This window comes from Pseudoalteromonas luteoviolacea (assembly GCF_001696455.1).
Classification (GTDB): Bacteria; Pseudomonadota; Gammaproteobacteria; order Enterobacterales; family Alteromonadaceae; genus Pseudoalteromonas; species Pseudoalteromonas luteoviolacea_C.
In genome coordinates this window covers 46,186-65,218 of the sequence record NZ_MAUJ01000015.1, presented here as the reverse complement: position 1 = coordinate 65,218, position 19,033 = coordinate 46,186, and the positions used below count along the sequence as shown (strand labels likewise).

At 41.8% G+C, this 19,033-nt stretch carries 15 protein-coding genes; 8 read left to right on the top strand and 7 right to left on the bottom strand.

Annotated features, from left to right (window positions below; translation table 11 throughout):
- The first annotated feature begins 172 nt into the window (after positions 1-172).
- Positions 173-2,359, top strand: a complete 2,187-nt coding sequence (locus A7985_RS23650) for a tetratricopeptide repeat protein (protein WP_141685438.1) — start codon at positions 173-175, stop codon at positions 2,357-2,359.
- Here A7985_RS23650 and A7985_RS23645 read toward each other — a convergent pair.
- Both A7985_RS23645 and A7985_RS23640 read right to left on the bottom strand, forming a co-directional pair.
- Complete coding sequence (locus tag A7985_RS23645) at positions 2,343-2,939, bottom strand: porin family protein (RefSeq protein ID WP_065792879.1); 597 nt, start codon at positions 2,937-2,939, stop codon at positions 2,343-2,345. The genes A7985_RS23650 and A7985_RS23645 overlap by 17 nt on opposite strands.
- Before the next feature lie 112 nt (positions 2,940-3,051).
- A complete protein-coding gene (locus A7985_RS23640; RefSeq protein WP_065792878.1) occupies positions 3,052-3,903 on the bottom strand; it encodes a LysR family transcriptional regulator in 852 nt (283 codons plus the stop codon).
- A 98-nt stretch (positions 3,904-4,001) separates the two neighbouring features.
- Here A7985_RS23640 and A7985_RS23635 point away from each other — a divergent pair, with 98 nt between their 5' ends.
- Together A7985_RS23635 and A7985_RS23630 are read left to right on the top strand one after the other, a co-directional pair.
- Positions 4,002-4,655, top strand: a complete 654-nt coding sequence (locus tag A7985_RS23635) for a glutathione S-transferase family protein (RefSeq protein WP_065792877.1) — start codon at positions 4,002-4,004, stop codon at positions 4,653-4,655.
- 67 nt (positions 4,656-4,722) lie between these two features.
- Positions 4,723-5,193: a hypothetical protein gene (locus tag A7985_RS23630; RefSeq protein ID WP_065792876.1), complete on the top strand. Its 471-nt coding sequence runs from the start codon at positions 4,723-4,725 to the stop codon at positions 5,191-5,193.
- Positions 5,194-5,270: 77 nt separating this feature from the next.
- Here A7985_RS23630 and A7985_RS23625 read toward each other — a convergent pair whose 3' ends face one another.
- The 3 genes from A7985_RS23625 to A7985_RS23615 form a co-directional block, all read right to left on the bottom strand.
- Positions 5,271-5,639 (bottom strand): hypothetical protein, encoded by a 369-nt coding sequence (locus A7985_RS23625; RefSeq protein ID WP_065792875.1) that lies wholly within the window; start codon positions 5,637-5,639, stop codon positions 5,271-5,273.
- Positions 5,640-5,800: 161 nt separating this feature from the next.
- Entirely contained in the window at positions 5,801-6,568 is a 768-nt protein-coding gene (locus A7985_RS23620; RefSeq protein ID WP_065792874.1) for a YdcF family protein, read from the bottom strand.
- Between the two features lie 48 nt (positions 6,569-6,616).
- Positions 6,617-7,504 (bottom strand): LysR substrate-binding domain-containing protein, encoded by an 888-nt coding sequence (locus tag A7985_RS23615; protein ID WP_063376364.1) that lies wholly within the window; start codon positions 7,502-7,504, stop codon positions 6,617-6,619.
- A gap of 301 nt (positions 7,505-7,805) precedes the next feature.
- Here A7985_RS23615 and metE point away from each other — a divergent pair, with 301 nt between their 5' ends.
- Entirely contained in the window at positions 7,806-10,076 is a 2,271-nt protein-coding gene (gene metE, locus A7985_RS23610) for a 5-methyltetrahydropteroyltriglutamate--homocysteine S-methyltransferase (protein WP_065792873.1), read from the top strand.
- Positions 10,077-10,122: 46 nt separating this feature from the next.
- Here metE and A7985_RS23605 read toward each other — a convergent pair whose 3' ends face one another.
- Positions 10,123-12,507: a bifunctional diguanylate cyclase/phosphodiesterase gene (locus tag A7985_RS23605; protein WP_065792872.1), complete on the bottom strand. Its 2,385-nt coding sequence runs from the start codon at positions 12,505-12,507 to the stop codon at positions 10,123-10,125.
- Between the two features lie 325 nt (positions 12,508-12,832).
- Between A7985_RS23605 and pyrC the strand changes: the two genes are divergently transcribed.
- The 3 genes from pyrC to A7985_RS23590 all read left to right on the top strand — a co-directional run bounded on the left by pyrC (position 12,833) and on the right by A7985_RS23590 (position 16,762).
- A complete protein-coding gene (gene pyrC, locus A7985_RS23600) occupies positions 12,833-13,873 on the top strand; it encodes a dihydroorotase (RefSeq protein WP_065792888.1) in 1,041 nt (346 codons plus the stop codon).
- 495 nt (positions 13,874-14,368) lie between these two features.
- Positions 14,369-14,674: an H-NS histone family protein gene (locus tag A7985_RS23595; RefSeq protein ID WP_063359735.1), complete on the top strand. Its 306-nt coding sequence runs from the start codon at positions 14,369-14,371 to the stop codon at positions 14,672-14,674.
- 348 nt (positions 14,675-15,022) lie between these two features.
- Complete coding sequence (locus A7985_RS23590) at positions 15,023-16,762, top strand: DEAD/DEAH box helicase (protein ID WP_065792871.1); 1,740 nt, start codon at positions 15,023-15,025, stop codon at positions 16,760-16,762.
- Between the two features lie 46 nt (positions 16,763-16,808).
- On the opposite strand, the gene A7985_RS23585 is transcribed toward A7985_RS23590, so the two are convergent.
- Complete coding sequence (locus A7985_RS23585; protein WP_065792870.1) at positions 16,809-17,135, bottom strand: ribonuclease E inhibitor RraB; 327 nt, start codon at positions 17,133-17,135, stop codon at positions 16,809-16,811.
- 168 nt (positions 17,136-17,303) lie between these two features.
- Here A7985_RS23585 and A7985_RS23580 point away from each other — a divergent pair, with 168 nt between their 5' ends.
- Positions 17,304-19,028, top strand: coding sequence for an autotransporter assembly complex protein TamA (locus tag A7985_RS23580; protein WP_081310710.1), 1,725 nt, complete (start codon positions 17,304-17,306; stop codon positions 19,026-19,028).
- The last annotated feature ends 5 nt before the right edge of the window (positions 19,029-19,033 follow it).

Below are 19,033 nucleotides of genomic sequence, written 5' to 3'. Positions count from 1 at the left end.
TTAGTTATATGTTTATTGCAAATCATAAGGTGCACATATAAAGCAAATAGGTTAATTTAGTCGGCCTAATTGCGAAAGTTCAAATTTATATGTGTTTATTGAGAACTCTAGCTACACTTTAGTTGTCCATAGATAAGTTATTATTTGAGAGTCACTTAGAATTGTGTTGTTTGTGCGCCTGATAGTCCTATTATCATTTATTTTAATCATACCTAGCGTACAGAGCGACGAGGGACAGCTGGATAAATCTTTATCTGATCTAAATACTCTACTTGAACAAGACCCTAAGCAAGCAATCATTAGAGTATCTGAACTTAATCAACTGTTTGTTCACCCTCAGCCAAGTTCACGTTTGTGGTTTGAACTAAAGATCATTGAAGTTAAAGCCGAAATTAAGCTCGGGTTATATCAAGACGCCAAGCAACATCTCTATCAGCTCGAGTCTTACTTACCCGTGATGGCTCAGTTTAGCGAAGCGCCTGCGCTGATTAAATTATTACTGGCGCAAATTGAACAGAAGCAAAGTAATATAGAGTCAAGTTTTACACTGCTTGAACAGGCACTCGGAGTGGTACCTAAAGAGTTGGTCGTGTTGCGCAGTGATATTTTACACTCACTGGCGAGGGGGTTACGATATAAAGCCCGCTACAGAGAAGCTGAAAGAGTGGTAAAGGATGCGATTTCACTAGTAGAACCCATCAATGATAAAGCTCGCCTTGGTACCTATTATAATCAGCTCGGTGTCATCTATGATTACATGGGGAGTTTACAACTCGCACTGCGCTTTCACGAAAAGTCGCTAAAGTTGCAAAGAAGCCTTAAAAATCAGCAAGGCATTTCAAATTCACTTTATAATATTGGCGAAATCTATCGTGATCTGGAAAAGTATAACAAAGCCTTACTACACTTTAAGCAAGCGCTTGAAGTAGACAAATCTTTAGGCGACCCAATCCATATTGCCAATAGTCACGGTAAGTTGAGCCAAGTGTATTTACAGCAGGGCGAAATCGAATTGGCACTGAGCCATAGTCAATCGGGGATTGAATTGGCGAGAAGCAGCCGTTCTGATAGTGATCTTGCATGGCAATTCAGTATCTTAGCAAAAATTTATGTGGCACAAGATGCGCTTTCTCAAGCATTATCAGTCGCTCAAGAAGCACTGTCACTGGCAATATCAGCAAAAGCGAGTCGTACAGAACGCACGGTCAGGTTAGTCATCATTGAGATCGAACTGGTACAAGGCCAATATGCGAAAGCCTTGGCTGGTATAGATCAAGTGCTCACTTTACCTGGGGTGGGCCATTCATATTTAGCGAAGTTATATCAATATAAAGCGCAGGCACAAGAAAAGCTCGGAGAGTTTGAGCATGCTCTGCGTAGTCTGCAGCAGTTTATTGAGATCAAAGCGGTGTTGTATCAAGACCTAGACAAACAACAGGCTCTGACACTGCGTCAAAATGTAGAGTTTATTCGCCAAGAGCAGGCTTTAAAATTGATTCAAAATGAGCAAGCGCTGCAAAAAGCGTCTTTAGAAAACCTAAAGCTACAGCGAGGTATGGGGGTCTCATTGCTATTATGCTTTATGGCTGTCGCTATTTACATTTACAAACGGCAACAACAAAAGCAAAAGTATGTTGAATTGGAAGCCAATATGATGGCGCAGTCGTTAGCTCAAAAAAACCGTTTATTGGCAGATGTATCTCATGAGTTAAGAACGCCTTTAGCAGCTTTAAAGCTGACCGTTGAGGCTATGCAGTACAATATCGAGCCCGATCCTAAGAAAGGGTTTGAAAAGATACAAAAAAAGATAGGTCATTTAGACAATCTGATAAAAGATATCTACCAGTCGGCACAGTTTGACAATGATGTACTGACATTGGACAAACAGCCTGTCGATGTAAATGCACTGATTGAAGAAATTGTCGAAGAGTTTCAACCTATGTATGCGACGAAGCAACAGTCTTTGTCATTTACTGCGTGTACAAATAATTCTCCGTGTTATGTCGACCCTGCAAGAATACGCCAAGTACTATTCAACCTATTGAGGAACAGTCACTTTTACACCAGTAGTGAAGGTCAAACTCAGGTTAATTTTGAAAGTGATGAAGATCACATGAAAGTGACGGTTGAAGATTCGTTTCCGGGAGTTGCTGAACAAGAGCTAGAAATGATATTTGAACGATTGTATCGCTGTGAGGGATCCCGTAGTCGAGATCATGGTGGTTCGGGGCTAGGTCTTGCGATTTGTCAGCAAATTATTCGCGCCCACGGTGGTAATGTGGGCGCGAGTCACAGCGAGATGGGCGGTGTTTCTATCTCGTTGTATATTCCTTTTGAGGAAACTAGAAGCGATAGCTAAGGCCCACACCTAAACTGGATACATCTAGGTCACCCATGTCTAGGTATTGATAGCTGACATTAACAGCCATGCCATTATTCCAGTCATATTGCCAACCTAGTTCAGCGACAAAGCCAGTACCATCTTCTTCAACAAGGTTTGTTGTTCCTCGATTTAATTCGTAGTCGTAAAAGTTTGCACCTAACTTACCGTATAGCGAGTTATGTTTAGTCAGTTGATATTGACCCTTTGCCGCAACGATTAGATTTCCATAATCCAGATCATTGGCGCCTAGCCCGAACAAGGTTTTGTTCAACTGAGTACAAGTGAACTTCCTATTGTTGGTATCTGTACATTCCCAATCATCAGAATCAGTGCCACCATTTAGACCGACTTCTAATGCCCAAGTTTTATCAAACTGGTAGTTGTAGTAGACATATAGTTGTCCAACACCATCGCCATCTTGGCTAGAGCTTTTGTAAGATGCGGAGCCACCGTATGCCTGTACACCGACGCGGTGTTTGTCATCCTCAATTGAAGCCATGCTCGAGAAAGAAGTAACGGCTGCCAAAGCTAGTGAGAGTAGAGATAAAGTTTTCATTACGCATATTCCATTTGGTTAACTTGGGACTCAGTTTAGAGCGCATGCGTGTGAGAGTCTGTGTACCCGTTGTCAGAAAATGTAAGCGTTGGTGAGAATATGCGTGATAGCTTTAAGACTGAATTAACGCTTGTCGAAAATGTTGCGCGATGAACTGTAATTGCTCATCTGAAATAGCGCATGCTTTGGCATTACTTTTGATGATAACAATCTCAACATTGGGCAAAAAAGGCAGGTGTGGATCATTTAAAGCGGGTAAATCGTTGCGGCTTAAATTAGCCATTGCGCCAATTGCTAGGCCCTGTTTGATTAACCCTCTCAGTGCACTGGCGCTGCCACTACTTGCCATGATCTTGAATGCACGCTTTTGTTTTAAAAGGCCTTCAATAGCGGCTTGATGGTAGCGACAGTCTCGCTTGAATACCACAATGGGTAAAGTTGGCTGCGATAAAAGGTCGCGATGCTCAACACCCACCCATGTTCCTTTATCATGGCACAGCAAATAGCCTGCTTCTGAAAGCGGTGTGCGAGAGATCACCGCTAAGTCTAAAAGCCCTTGATCCAGTAAGTGTTGTAACTCAGAGCTAGAAGCGCAGGTAATATTGAGTTCTAAGTGTTCAATACTTTCGTGTAGGAGCTGAACCAATGGTGGCAGAATGGACTCCGCGTAGTCATCAGGACAGCCAAGACGTAAAACAACCTGCAATGCGGTACGCGAGAGATTTGCCAGCGCATGGTCTTGTAGATGGATAATTTGTCTTGCATACCCAGCAAGGACCACGCCTTCAGCTGTCAGGTTTAACTGTCGTCCCTCTTTGATAAATAAGGTTTGCCCGATATCTTGTTGGAGCTTCTTCATTTGCATACTAATTGCGGACTGAGTCCTGTGCATTTGTGCCGCTGCACGTGTAAAACTGCCCGTTTCAACAAAAGCGAGAAAACTTCTTAGTGCATCTAAGTCCATATATCAATAATTCTTATGTATTGTATTTAAATTATACGTTAGTCGTTATCGAAATAAAGCTCTAGGATAAACATGTTTCAACAGAAAAGGAGCATATTATGAAACTTTATATTGGCAACAAAAACTATTCATCTTGGTCTTTAAGAGCCTGGCTCATAGCTGAAAAGTATCAGCTAAATTATCAAGAAGTAAAATTGGACTTGGGATCTAAGGTGTTTTACGAGCGCCTAGAAAATGTCAGCCCAACTTTAAAAGTGCCGACATTAATAGATGACGATGTGGTGATATGGGAATCCCTTGCGATCTGTGAATATATCAACGAAGCTTATCTATCAGGTAAGGCATGGCCCAATTCTCCTGCATTACGCGCACATGCAAGGGCGTTGAGCAGTGAAATGCACAGTAGCTTTAATGCTTTGAGAAATGCGATGCCAATGAATATTAGAGCCAAGAAACAAATTATAAGAACAGACGAGGTCAATAAGGATATTCGTCGAATTGAGCAAATATTTACAGAGCAGTATAAACGTTTTGGTTCACAAGGCGGATGGTTGTTTGGTGCGTGGTCGATTGCAGATGCGATGTTTGCGCCAGTTGTCTTGCGGTTTCAAACATATGGGGTGAAGCTAAGTGGTGAAGCGAATGCATATGTTGAACACGTACTACAATGTCCTGCTCTGAAACTGTGGTGTGCGCAGGCACTCAAGGAGCTGGAAGTCGTGGAGTGTAATGAAGTGGGGAGTCTGCTTTGACTATGATCCACAATTACATCGCATTTTATTGATACGCTTCTCCCATTGAGAGTGATGGGAGTATTGTATGAGAGTGGTTGCGGTCACTGACGAAACCCGAGCGATTTATAACAATTTAGCTCAAGCTTATGAAGCAGAGTTTTCTAAATTAACTCAAAAACAGCCGCTTGAGAATGGTGTATTTGAATTAGATACAAATCTTGATGAAGCGCATGTAACGGGATTTATTTGTTATGTATCAGGTATTCCTGCGGGCATTGCCGCTGTCTGTTCAAACGCATCTGATGATAATGAGATTGCTGAGTTTTATATTGTGCCTTTTTATAGAAAAGCAAAGTTAGGGACTCAGTTTGCTCATGCTCTTTGGCATCAAAGGCCAGGTCAATGGACAATAAAGCAAATCGCAGGCGCCAATTACGCAACATATTTTTGGCTCAATGCCATTGATGATTTACCTTGTGAAAACTTGATAGAAGATCAATATGAAGATGATTATTGGGGCATCGTGACAAGACAGCGCTTTGTATGTAAAGGGTAGAAATTACGAAAGAATTGACTATGAAAGGAATATGAGGGTGCCGATGAAACTATTCGGCACCGCACACATTAGGGTGTTTAAACAACACCACGAGGAAGACGACAATCGTGGTCTTTCTCTGCAAGCTCTACAATCCAAGCTTCTTCAGCTGTGTAGCCATCTTCATTTGCTTTAACAACGTTGAAGGCTGCAACTTTACTGCTTTTTGCTGGTGCTGCTTTCTTAGCTGGTGCTTTTTTAGCTGGTTTTTCTTCAGCTGTGTTCGCACTCGCGTTACCTGAAGTTAGTTCTTCGGTTAATGCTGCAACATCAGCTAGGCGCATATTTTTACCGCCATCAATGCTGTACCAGCCTGGTTTAATTGTAATTTCAGGCTTTTTGCCATTTACCGCTTCATAAGCTGCTTCAAATGCGCTTAGAACTTCAGTCTTATCAAGTTTACTCATCGTAGATCCCAGTCGTTTTGTACGTGGATACGCAGGTTAAGGATAAACGACATTTATACCTATTTTTGAGCAATTTTTCAATTTTTTGCGATTTTAAGCACAGTTCATTGGTTTGTTAGATGTAACTTTGTGCAATTTAAGTGCTTTTTTTGTACAGTGCACTACACTGAGCCGCTATCTAATGCCCGTCTTAACTTTATCCATTGTATGCCTAGCCACTCATGGACGTACCGATTTACTGACAACAGCACCGAGCTTGAAGCAATATAGCGCTTAATGGCAGGCGTAGAACTGTAATTATAGAACTCAACTGGCGCGGGGATAGTATCGACTCCCTGAGCTGAAAATAGATCTTGTGCGCGTTTCATGTGGCTCGCAGAAGTGACGAGTATCACTTTGTTGTCTACTAAGGTGGGTGCCAAAAGCTTCGCTTCTGAAACGGTATCACGGGCATCAGGATTGAGTTGGATACGCTCGGCTGATAACCCTAAAGATTGCGCTGTGCGCGACAATAAATGGCTGGTGGAAGGAAACCCTTTGTTGCCCGCTCCTGATAAGATTAACTTGGCGTTAGGGTATATATTGGCAAGGCGCAATCCCTCCACTAACCTGACGAGGCTTGAATTGGAGAGCTGTAAATTAGCATGGAGATCCGCATTCAGAGATGAGCCGCCACCAAGGACAACGATAAAGTCTATTTGCTTGTGGTCAGCCTGTGAGAACAATGCTTGCGTATGCTCTTTGGGCGTAATGGTATAATCAGCAAACTGTGGTGTGCTGATCCCCCAAAGTGCGACCACACTCAAAACACACAAGTAATAGCTTTTGCTATTTTTTTTACTGATAAACAGCAGCAATAAAAAAATGAGTATGAGTGTGATAGGCAGTGGCATGAGTAAGCCACCAATGATTTTTTTTAGTTCAAACATAAATAGCTCTAACTTTTCTAGTTAGAGCTATTTTAACGGTTGTGGCTTTTATCTGCTAATGGATTGCTTGCAGGTATTCAAAAAGTGACGATAGACAGGGTTGTCTTTCATGCTTTTCTTCATTGCCAAGTACATTGGGCGGCTCAAACCAAGTGCCCCTAAAGGAATCGACTTAATTAAGCCTTGGCTCTCATAAGGCGTGACAAGCCAATCTGGTAACGCAGCAACACCCATGCCTGCACTGACTAACTGAAATATAAGTAACCCTTGGTCAACTGACTTTAATGTGCCATCAAACCGCGCATTTTGAATAAAGTGTTTAAAAATATCCTGTCTTTCTTTAGGAATTGGATAAGAAATAATGGTTTCATCTTTCAAATCAAGCGCAGTGACATACGCTTTCTTAGCTAATTCATGATCCGGTGCGACAATTAATTTTAGCTTAAAGTCAAAGACGTGAGCATATTCAAGTTGTTCGGGCTCTCTGATATCTGAAGTCAACACAATATCTAATTCGTCATTGAGCAACTCTGGAATCGCATCGTAACTAAAACCCTGCTCATAATCGACCTTAATATCGGGCCAAAAATTATTGAACTCTTTTATAGTGGGGAGTAGCCAATGAAAGCAAGCATGGCACTCAACGCTGAGCTTTAATTGCGAGATAGGTTGGTTCAAGCTTTCTTTCAGGCGACACTTAGTGGCTTCAACTTTGGGTAATACTTCACTCGCAAGCTCGAGCAACAGCATCCCTTGCGGAGTAAAACGTACAGGCTGTGTTTTTCGCTCAAATAATTGACAATCTAACTTGTTTTCCAGATCTTTAATTTGATGAGACAAAGCAGACTGAGTTAAAAATAACTCACGTGCGGTGTTCACCAGTGATCCAGTATCTTTCAGGGTAGCAATGGTTTTTAAGTGCTTTATGTCTATCATCATTAATAAATCTCATTTTTAATGTGAGTAAAACTCAGATTACGTCCATATTACGCTGTACAGGCTGGCTATTCAACGTCTAGACGTCTACAAATCCATCAGCGATTGCTCAAAATTTCACTAAATCACTATAACACTATTTTTGACAGCGTTGTCATTATTTATTTAACTTTTTTTAAAAAAAATACAATTTAATTTTGCTCAAGTTGCATTTGAGAATCAATCAATTGAGAAAATTCTACTCAAAGCCTAATTTTGTAGCCATCTATGCGTCCAAATAAATTAAGGGAAGAGATTCATTATGGCGACTATTCACAATTTAGGTTTTCCTCGTATTGGTAAAAAGCGAGAGTTGAAGTGTGCTTTAGAGCGATACTGGGCAGGCAAGATCACGCAAAGTGCGCTTATTGAGCATGGAAAAACAATCAGAGCTGAGAATTGGGCAATGCAAGCAGAAGCTGGGATTGAGCTAATCCCAGTAGGTGACTTCGCATGGTACGACCATGTCTTGAGCATATCGATGTTAGTTGGTGCCATCCCCAGCCGTCATCGTGATAATGAAACGCTTAGTTTGGATACGCATTTTCGGGTTGGCCGAGGTCAAGCGCCTACGGGTTCTGCCTGTGCAGCCAGTGAGATGACAAAATGGTTCAACACTAACTACCACTATATCGTGCCGGAGCTGACTAAGGATCAAGTGTTTCAATTAAGTTGGTTTGAATTATTTGAACAAGTAAAGGAGGCTCAACAACTTGGTCATACTGCCAAGCCAGTCCTCTTAGGGCCTGTGACTTATTTGTTTTTGTCTAAATGCATTGGTGAAGAATTCGATAAGTTGGCATTGTTGGAACGTTTGTTACCCGTGTATCGACAAGTACTATCTAGTTTGGCAGAGCTGGGCGTTGAGTGGGTGCAAGTTGATGAGCCTATTTTGGCGCTTGAACTCAGTGGTGATTATCGTCAAGCGCTTAAAATAAGCTTTAATGCACTTGCAAATAATGGTGTGAAATTATTGCTTGCCAGTTATTTTGATTCCGTTTTTGCTTATTTTGAAGACATCGCGTCCTACCCAGTAGAAGGGGTGCACTTCGACTGTATTTCATCAAAGCAAGATATTCACGAATTAGATGCGTTATTGAGTGACCAGCAGGTGTTGTCTCTGGGCGTAATAAACGGTCGTAATATATGGCGTTCAAATTTAGAAGAGATCGTTGAGCAGATTGAAGCAGTAGCAACAAAGCGACGCGAATACCTTTGGCTAGCGCCTTCATGTTCATTATTGCATACCCCTGTCGATCTTGAGCAAGAAGACAGGTTAGATAATGAGCTTAAAACGTGGCTGGCTTTTTCTAAGCAAAAGTGCACAGAGTTGACGATGCTTAAAAATGGGCTTGCAACTGGAGACAGAGCAGCCATCGTAGCTTACTCAGCGCCTGTAAAAGCACGTCTGAATTCTAATCGAGTTAACGACAGAGCCGTTCAGGCTCGGGTGGCAACACTGGCAGCTTCGGATGGCACTCGATGTGCCACATTTTCCCAAAGAATTAAGAAACAATCTAAGTCGTTGCCATTACCGCTGTTACCAACCACCACAATAGGTTCTTTTCCGCAAACACAAACGATTCGTGACGCGCGTCGTGATTTTAAAGCTGGGGTCATGAGTGCACAAGACTATCACAACAAACTGGCTTTAGAGATCCGCAATACAATTAAAGAGCAAGAGGCCTTGGGTCTAGATGTGTTGGTACATGGTGAGGCTGAGCGTAATGATATGGTCGAATACTTTGGTGAGTTGTTGCGAGGTTTTGCGTTCACTGAGTTTGGTTGGGTGCAAAGCTATGGGTCTCGTTGTGTAAAGCCCCCCATTATTTGGGGGGATGTTTCGAGGTCAAAGCCGATGACTTTGGAATGGACGCAATATGCACAGTCGCTTACGACGAAACGAGTTAAAGGGATGTTGACTGGGCCGGTGACGATTCTCTGTTGGTCATTTATACGTGATGATATAGATAAGCCCACACTAGCGAATCAAATCGCTTTGGCACTTCGAGATGAAGTAGTCGACCTTCAAAACGCAGGTATTCAGATCATTCAAATCGATGAACCCGCCTTTCGAGAAGGGATGCCATTGAAGGCTTCGCAGTGGCAGACATATTTAAATTGGGCTGCCTACGCGTTTCGCGTATCTGCATGTGGTGTAAACGATGAAACACAGATCCATACCCACATGTGCTATTCGGACTTCAATAACATCATCGAAGCCATAGCTGATATGGATGCGGATGTAATTACGATAGAAACTTCTCGCTCAAATATGGCGCTACTAGATGCGTTTGAACGCTTTGAATACCCTAATGATATCGGTCCGGGGGTTTATGATATACATTCCCCAAATGTGCCAGAAATTACTTGGATTAAAGAGCTTATCCACAAAGCTGCGAAGAAAATCCCTGTACAGCGGTTGTGGGTGAACCCCGATTGTGGCTTAAAAACTCGGGATTGGAAAGAGACTCGAGAAGCACTGGCAAACATGGTTGAGGCGGCGAAAGAGTTGCGAACGGAGTTTAAATAAGGATAACTAAAGCCCGCTAGTCTCGGGCTTTCAATTAGATATTTAATTACTCAGCAGTTGAACTGCCGTCTTTGGCGTTTTGCGCCACCAAAAATGACATTGCTTGCTCATTTGGCATTGGCTTGGAGACTAAGTAGCCTTGTCCTAATTGACATCCCTTTCGCTTAAGTAAGGCCCATTGTTTAGGCGTTTCAATGCCTTCGGCAACAACTTCAAGCTGTAACGACTTTGCGAGAGATAAAATCGCATCAATGAGGGGGGTGTCTTTTGTGGTCAGTTGATCTACAAAACTCTTGTCTATTTTCAGCACATGGATAGGTAATTGATGTAAATAACCCAGTGCTGAGTATCCAGTGCCAAAGTCATCCAAATAAAGTTGTACACCTAGCGGGGTTATCCCTTCGATGATTTTTGTAGCTAGTCCCAAGTTTTCGATGAGTCCAGACTCCGTGATTTCGAGGCACAAGCTACCATGCTGTAAATCGTACTTTTCATAAAAAGCGCGTATATGATCGATAAATTCAAGGCTGGCAAAATGTCTTGATGAAACATTGACTGTCACTTTCACAGAGGGAAGGTTTTGTTGCTGCCATTTAGCGAGTTGTTTGGCTGCGAGATCCAATATATGTAAATCTAACTCTATAATTTGCCCAGTGTTTTCAGCAATAGGAATAAACTGATCGGGCGCAACGAGGCCATTCTTGGGGTGATGCCAGCGTACAAGTGATTCAAAGCTCACAACCTTGGGGGCGTTGAGTGTAAAGATGGGTTGAAAGAACAGCTCAAATTCACCATTTTGAATCCCGTGTTGCAGATCATTTTCAATATCGGCTTGGTGTTTTAACTTACTGCGCATCGCATTGTTAAAGTATCGTATCTGACTTCGACCGGCTGATTTTGCTTCATACATTGCCGCATCGGATTGTTGCAGTAGCGTAATTGCATTGTCTGAATCTTTTTCAGTAAATGCGACACCAATACTACTCGATGCTTGGAGTATGTGAGTATCAATAACGAATGGCTTTGCAATGGCTTCAGTGATACGACTAAGCGCTTGGGCAACTTCTACTTCATGGTTGATATTCTCCATAAATATGGCGAATTCATCTCCTCCCAAACGTGCAAAAGTATCTGTTTTACGAATACAAGTTTGTATTGCTTCTACAATGGCAATAAGAAACTTATCTCCGACTTCATGACCTAGGGAATCATTAATACTTTTAAATCTATCTAAGTCTAGATATATCAGACAATGCAATTTGCTCGTTTGGCTTCTCCCCAAGGACAAAATTGCATGCTTCATACGTTCAATTAACAGGTAACGATTTGCGAGTCCCGTTAACTCATCATGCAAAGCGCGGTGCTCCAGTGCCTGTTTAGCTAATCTACGATCAATCGCCATACTGATTTGACGGCTAATATAGGTCAAAATGGAGTAGTGCTGGCTACTAAAGGTATCTTCTTCTTCGTAGCTCTGTAACACAATGACACCTTGGTATTGATCGTTGACAACAAATGGCACACCAAGCCAAGCATGAGGCGAGCGGCCCACCATATTGAAATCACCCTTATTGATATGACTTTGAAATTGCTCTCGGTTACATAACAATGCGGATTGAGTGCGGATCACATAATAGGAGGCGGTTTGTTTCAATTGGGATTTTGAGACTTTTTGCTGCGCAGGACACTTTATTCCTCCTTCAATTAAGTACTCGATCTCTAACATGTCCTGTTTGGTGTCATAGATCCCGATAAAGAAGTTCTCCGCTGGTAATAATGTATAAACTATTTGATAAAGCTCATCGTAAAAGGTATCTAATTCGCGAGAGTGATAAGTGATGTTGGCTATTTTTAGTATGCACTTTTCAATTAACTGGGCATCGTTAAGCTGAGAAACTGTAGCGGTAAGGTGATCTACGGTTCTGACCTGATGAATTTTTGCACTGAGCAAGTGAGCAACCGTGGATAAGATCTGTAAATGATTGGCACTAAAATAGTCTTTTTCAGGGTGCTCACAGTCAATCACCCCTATTAAGTGTTCTTTATATACTAATGGAACACACAACTCTGACAGGGCAGGCCGCGAATCAGCAATATACATGGGCTCTTGAGATACATTGCCGGAAATAAATGGCTTTTTGGTACGTGCAACATGCCCGGTTATCCCTGCCTCTATAGGGATTTTTTGTTGCAGTACTTCATAGCGCTCAGTGTCTTGAGCGACTCCCATATAGGCAACGGCTTCTAGCCAGTTTTGATTTTGATCTGTTAGGTATATCACACAGTCCACAAAGCCCAAGCGCTTCACCACCTGCGAGGTGACATAGTCAAACAGCTCGTCTAAGTGGGTGATTTGCAATAGGGAAGATGAAAACTGATTAATAATGCTTAACTGTTCGGTTTTTGATTCTAGTTTTTTTTCAGACAGCATAGGCAAGACTCAATTGCACAATAGTTACACGTTATCCTAGAAGGAGTGGCAATCTCAAATATTGTTTAAAATTAACTTTTACCACGCTGTAAAAAAAATAGCACAAGATTCTGACGGACTCCGTCGCCATGATGCGTAAACCTTGGGGTAGAGAGGCTGCCAATTAACGATCCGTTATGTGCTTTCAAGTTTTTACACAACTCTGAGTAGCGAGGCAGTGTCAAGCTATTCAAGGCTTCCATTAGATATATAAAATAACCCGATTTACTTTACTATCAGCCTTGCAGCGCCTATGATCGGGCAAATTCAGCAGTGGAAAATAGCAATGACAAGTAATCAGACCCTTACTATTACTCGACCAGATGATTGGCACGTTCATTTGAGAGATGGTGATGTTCTAAAAGACACAGTTCGTGATATCAGCCGTTACATGGGGCGCGCGATCATAATGCCAAACCTTGTACCTCCAGCTACCTGTACGGACACTGCGCTTGCGTACCGAGATCGCATTATGGCTGCGGGACCAAAGTCAGGTTTTGAACCGTTAATGGTTTTGTACCTGACAGATAACACGTCTCCTGAGGAAATAAGAAAAGCGAAAGCGAGTGGCCACATATTTGCTGCGAAGTTGTATCCAGCAGGGGCTACAACCAACTCTGACTCGGGCGTAACGGACATCGAAAATGTGTATCCAGCCCTAGAAGCGATGCAAGAAGTGGGTATGTTGTTACTTATCCATGGAGAAGTGACGGATTCATCAATCGATATTTTTGACAGAGAAAAGGTATTTATTGAGACCAAGCTGGCGAAAATTGTAGATGCGTTTCCTAAGTTAAAGATTGTTCTTGAGCATATTACAACCAAAGATGCTGTTGAATTTGTTCAATCAGCGCCGGATAATGTCGCCGCGACAATTACTGCTCATCATTTGTTATACAACCGAAATCATATGCTAGCAGGTGGTATCAGACCACATTATTACTGCTTACCTATCTTGAAGCGTAATATCCACCAGCAGGCGCTTATTGATGCTGCAACCAGTGGCAGTAAAAAGTTCTTTTTGGGAACCGATTCAGCGCCTCATGCAAAAGACAAGAAAGAAGCTGCTTGTGGTTGTGCTGGTGCATACACTGCACATGCTGCAATCGAACTATATGCTGAAGCCTTTGAGGATGCAGGAGCATTAGATAAATTAGAGGGGTTTGCGAGCTTATTTGGCCCTGATTTTTATGGGTTGCCTCGCAACCAAGATACCATTACTTTGCAAAAAAATGCTTGGCAAGTTCCAGAGTCGTACCCTCTAGGAGATACGAATGTCGTGCCAATTAAAGCCGGTGCGACAATTGATTGGCAAGTGGTAGAGTAACCGTTTTAGCCATCATAGATGGGCCTTTGAATGTTAGGCCCATCTAGCCAGACCCATATTTTTGCTTCCCTCTCCAATTCTTTTAACATCGATTATTGCTCTTATATGGATAAATTAATCTAAGAGTTGTTATTAGAATCCGCCATCACCTCAAGCAGTGATCAAATTTTTTCTGTATAAGCGCGCGTGCTTTTCAGAAACTCTCAGTATGTATCCACCTGAATATCAATACTTAATCCTGACAATGTATTTTGATTGAAACAGCTTTAAAATTCATTTGAAAACAGATGTTTAGAGAAGTTTCTTAGTGGTTCAGAATAAAAGAATTAATGCGGTATAAGCAAATAGTTAATTTGTACCTATTTTTAATAATATTAAAAGTCTATAAAATAATAGCTATTAATTTGAAATTATATAAATATAATATACTCTCAGTATTAGAGCTTTTTAATACTTCAATGAAATTTGTAATCAACATTTTGTGAGAGAAATCTAATGCGTGAAATAAAGTCTTTTATTAAAACTGCTAGCTTCAATGAACTAACTAAAGCTCATGAGCTACTACAAGAAGCAATTGCTCAGCAACAAGAGCAAGAACAGGCAAGAGTAGAAGTGCTAGCTTTGATTAAAGAAAAGGGATTAACGCTAGATGACTTAGTTGGTTCTGGTGCTACGGACAAGCGCAGCAAAGTCAGTCCAAAATATCGAATTGAGATCGATGGTAAAGTACATGAGTGGACAGGCCGTGGTAAAACACCAAAGGCGTTCGCAAATGTAAACTTAGATGATTATAAGATATAAATATAAAATATTTTAATTCTTAATCTAAAGCGAAAGGAACTATTCGATTGACATGGCGAGGCAGAATTAATGCCTCGCCTGTTTTTAAAATCACTACAAGTCTCGCCTATTCTCAAATTTTCTTCAGCTTATTAACGATGCCTTTTAAAGTTTTAATTAATTTTAATGAGGGTCTGTTTCCAATTACACTTGATTAAATTAGAAAAAATTCAATTGATTTTTTATTTCTATTTGTTGTCCTAAAACTTATCGACTGTTGAGTTGCAAAAACACTTTGTAGTATCAGGGGGAGGCAAGGTGTTATACTAGATATCTGTCGAAAATGTAGCTCAGATTAAGAGGTTTGCTATATATACGCTCAGACCCTATCAACAAGAAGCGGTTGCAAATACGGTTGCTCACTTTAAGAAGACCAGTAGCCCTGCGGTGATTGTGTTACCCACAGGTGCGGGTAAAAGTCTTGTCATTGCTGAGCTTGCGCGAATAGCAAGGCGCAAGATCCTTGTGTTAACTCATGTAAAAGAACTCGTCGAACAAAACGCCCAAAAGTATGAAAGCTATGGACTTACAGCCAGTGTTTTTTCTGCTGGATTAAACAAAAAAGAGTTAGACCAGCAAGTCACTTTCGCATCAGTCCAATCGTTGGCACGGAATTTAGAAAGACTAAATACTTTTTATTCGTTGGTTATTATTGATGAGTGTCATCGAGTCAGCACGGCAGAAGATAGCCAATATATGCAGGTTATAAATTGCTTAAAAGAATTTAACCCAAAACTTATGTTGCTTGGGTTGACAGCTACGCCTTATCGCCTCGGCCATGGGTGGATTTACCGTGAACATTATCATGGTTTTATTCGAGGGGAGGAAGAGAGTCCATTTGCCAAGTGTATTTATGAATTGCCGTTGCGCTATATGATCAGCAATCAATATTTAACTCCACCAAATAAGGTTGACCCTGCCATTGAGCATTATGACTTTTCATCTCTAACTTCTGATAGTCTAGGTCGCTACAGTGAAAGCGATATGAATAACCTCTTAAATAGTCACACGCGTGCGACTAAAAGCATAATCGAACATATATTGGTGCAGGCTAAATCAAGATGTGGGGTAATGATATTTGCTGCAACGGTTATGCATGCAAAGGAAATTGTGAGTTATTTACCCGAAAAAGAAACCGAACTGGTTATTGGAGATACGGAAAATAAGCAACGTGATAATATTATTACACGGTTCAAAAACAAAGAAATTAAATATCTAGTCAATGTTTCTGTACTAACGACTGGTTTCGATGCGCCTCATGTGGATTTTATCGCTATATTAAGGCCCACAGAATCCGTAAGTTTGTACCAACAAATTGTTGGGCGAGGCTTACGTTTGGATGAGGGGAAAGATGATTGCCTTATTATTGATTATGCAGGTAACGACTTTGATTTATTCCATCCAGAGGTAGGGACTAAAAAGCCAAACCCTGACAGTGAGCCTGTACAAGTTTTGTGTCCAGGGTGTGGATTTGCCAATACGTTTTGGGGCAAGACAGACGAGCAAGGCAAGGTCATTGAGCACTATGGTAGGCGCTGCCAAGGGGTCTTAGAAGACGAAGTCGATGGTGAAACAATGCAGTGCGACTTTCGTTTCAAATTTAAAGAGTGTGGTCATTGCGGTGCCGAAAATGATATCGCCGCCCGACAGTGCCACAGTTGTGGAGAAGTAATGGCGGATCCCGATGACAAGCTCAGAGACGCCCTAAATTTAAAAAGTGCGTTAGTGCTGAGATGCAGTGGGATGACTGCCGAAATCATTAAACCTCAAGTTCTTAAAGTCACCTATTTTGATGAAGATGGTGCCGAGGCCAGTGAGGTCTACGATTTCTCAAACAAAGGGAGTCGCTATTATTTTCATCGCAATTTCGCCAAGCGATTAAAGCATGGTAGTGCCGTTGGACAGTGGAAACATGTTGAGGAGATAGACATTACGCGGTTGTCTCCACCAGATTTTGTTATAGCAAAACAACACAAAAAGTATGGGTGGCAAATTAGTGAAAAGATTTTTGACTATGCGGGGAGTTATCGCGTCGCTGACAAAAGTTGAGGGATTACGGATATAAGCGATGTATGCTTATACCCGTAATTGGTGTTTACTCAGCCATTAGTCCCCAACCGTCGCCATAGCCTTCGTGGCCATTTGCGATAGATTCTAGGTATTGTTCTGTTTGGCTAAGTAATTCGTGTGCAGGTACCATAGTTACTGTTGTTAATACTTCCCAAACACCTGTATCAGGGCACTTATCCAACTTGGTTTGAGGTGCTAACTCATCTTTGCCTATGGTTTCAATAAAGCGCTCTGCGTTGTCTTTTTGTTCAAACAAGATATAAAAGTCAATTTTTTGCATTTGCGTAAGATCGACACCCGCAGCAGCGATTTCAGATAACAGCTGACCATTGTCATCATTTGGAAATTGCATATCATTACTCAATTAGTAGAATTGCCCATATTGTCCGTTATCCAAGATGAAATAAAAAGCATCACTGTAAAGTTTTTGTCGTTAAATACGCATGCGGTGTGTTAATTTTACTCATATTCAGCGCAATACGCTGCAAAAAATAATCACGCGAAGTCAAAGAGTCCATTAGTGCCACAGAAAATCATCTATTTAATCGTATTTTTAAGTTTGTGCTTGCAGCCTGTTTTGGCGAATTCAGAGCCATTAATTGATGAAATTAATGTTGAGTCAGCAGTTGACGATGCCACAGAGAATGTCACGCAATACCTATCTAAATATCAAGGAGTCGCATTTACTCACAGTCGTAAAAAAGCGATTGAACAAGACATTCGCTCAGCTTTACAAGCCGTGGGGTTTTACAATTATGCCAGTGTGATTGAGTTTGAACCTCAAGAAAATATATTGCAAGTGTCATTAGAACTAAAAGCCCCTATCAAATGGCAAAAAGTAGAGGTGCAGATCGTTGGTATTGGGCGAGATGACGCCGCATTGCAGGAGGTTATTGAATCGACACCACTACAGGTTAACACGATCGTACGCCATGACACTTATGGTGCTGCAAAAGCTGAACTTGAGAGCGTATTGCTTGAGCGTGGCTACTTTGATTACACGTGGCAGCAGCGCCGGATGGAAGTAAACCCTAAACAAGGTTGGGCACAGGCTGTGCTGGTAATCGATTCAGGCGCGCGCTATCGATTTGGTGAGCTGATGTTTGCTGGGCAGTCGAAAGCGCGTCGGTTTATTAAAGAACTCGCTCCGTTTAGTGAGGATACCCCTTACCAAGCAAAACTGCTAAGCACATACAGTCTCGCACTGAGTGACACGCCTTACTTTGCGAGTGTCAAAGTATATCCCCTCTTAAAGTCTCGCAAAGCATTTGAGGTGCCGATTCGTGTAGAGGTGTCAGACAAACCAGAGAATAGTTTTGAGGTTGGCGGTGGTTATAGTACAGACCTAGGTGCAAAGTTTCGAGGAAAATGGAGCAAGCCTTGGGTCAGTGAGGGCGGCCACTCTTTTGTATCCGATTTAAATTTATCGCAGCGTCAACAAGATGTAACCGCAGCTTATACTATACCAGTGGGGAACCCAAACTCGGATGTTTACCGTGTACTTGGGGGATATCAATTGCAAGATGATCTGACTGATGGGGTAAAAAGTACCGCTTGGAATATTCAATTACAAAGACAGTGGTTATTAAAAAGCAATTGGGTAAGAACCGCTTTTCTTAAACGCGAGCATGAGAAGAGTGAGCAAGTAGGGCTTAATTTAGATACTGAAATGCTGATCCCTGGTATCAGTTATGCTAAGAAGCAAAGCCTAGGCGGTATGACCCCTTATTGGGGCAGTGAACAGTTATTTACTTTGGAAGCTGCCCATGAAAGCGTTGTGTCATCGACATCGTTGTTGAAAATTCATTGGAAGCAAGCTTGGTTACGTCAGTATATGGCGCGCCATCTGGTGCTATTGCGCGCTGAATTAGGCGCGATGGCTGTGAGTGATTTTGATAAAACGCCATTAAATTTGCGATTTTTTGCCGGCGGCGATCAAAGTGTTCGAGGGTTTGCCTTTCAGTCTATTTCTCCACGAGGGGAGCTTGGGCAATTGACTGGCGGTAAATACTTGGTCACAGCGAGTTCCGAATACAATTATCAGTTTTTACCAAATTGGCGTGCTGCATTATTTGTAGATGTTGGCACTGCAACCAATGACTTTAGTGAGAAATGGGCACTCGGTGCAGGGTTCGGTTTTCGCTATTTGACACCTGTAGGGCCAATTAGGGTCGATCATGCTTGGGGGCTCAGCAAGCCTAGCCGCAGCACACGTTTAAGTATTGTTATTGGGCCAGAAATATAATGGCA

Excerpts from the sequence above, each read along its gene's own strand:
- A7985_RS23605 (WP_065792872.1), bottom strand. The coding sequence starts at position 12,507 with ATGCTGTCTGAAAAAAAACTAGAATCAAAAACCGAACAGTTAAGCATT.
- A7985_RS23585 (WP_065792870.1), bottom strand. The coding sequence starts at position 17,135 with ATGCAATTTCCAAATGATGACAATGGTCAGCTGTTATCTGAAATCGCT.
- metE (WP_065792873.1), top strand. The coding sequence starts at position 7,806 with ATGGCGACTATTCACAATTTAGGTTTTCCTCGTATTGGTAAAAAGCGA.
- A7985_RS23620 (WP_065792874.1), bottom strand. The coding sequence starts at position 6,568 with ATGTTTGAACTAAAAAAAATCATTGGTGGCTTACTCATGCCACTGCCT.
- A7985_RS23635 (WP_065792877.1), top strand. The coding sequence starts at position 4,002 with ATGAAACTTTATATTGGCAACAAAAACTATTCATCTTGGTCTTTAAGA.
- A7985_RS23640 (WP_065792878.1), bottom strand. The coding sequence starts at position 3,903 with ATGGACTTAGATGCACTAAGAAGTTTTCTCGCTTTTGTTGAAACGGGC.
- A7985_RS23595 (WP_063359735.1), top strand. The coding sequence starts at position 14,369 with ATGCGTGAAATAAAGTCTTTTATTAAAACTGCTAGCTTCAATGAACTA.
- A7985_RS23645 (WP_065792879.1), bottom strand. The coding sequence starts at position 2,939 with ATGAAAACTTTATCTCTACTCTCACTAGCTTTGGCAGCCGTTACTTCT.
- A7985_RS23615 (WP_063376364.1), bottom strand. The coding sequence starts at position 7,504 with ATGATAGACATAAAGCACTTAAAAACCATTGCTACCCTGAAAGATACT.
- A7985_RS23630 (WP_065792876.1), top strand. The coding sequence starts at position 4,723 with ATGAGAGTGGTTGCGGTCACTGACGAAACCCGAGCGATTTATAACAAT.
- A7985_RS23625 (WP_065792875.1), bottom strand. The coding sequence starts at position 5,639 with ATGAGTAAACTTGATAAGACTGAAGTTCTAAGCGCATTTGAAGCAGCT.
- pyrC (WP_065792888.1), top strand. The coding sequence starts at position 12,833 with ATGACAAGTAATCAGACCCTTACTATTACTCGACCAGATGATTGGCAC.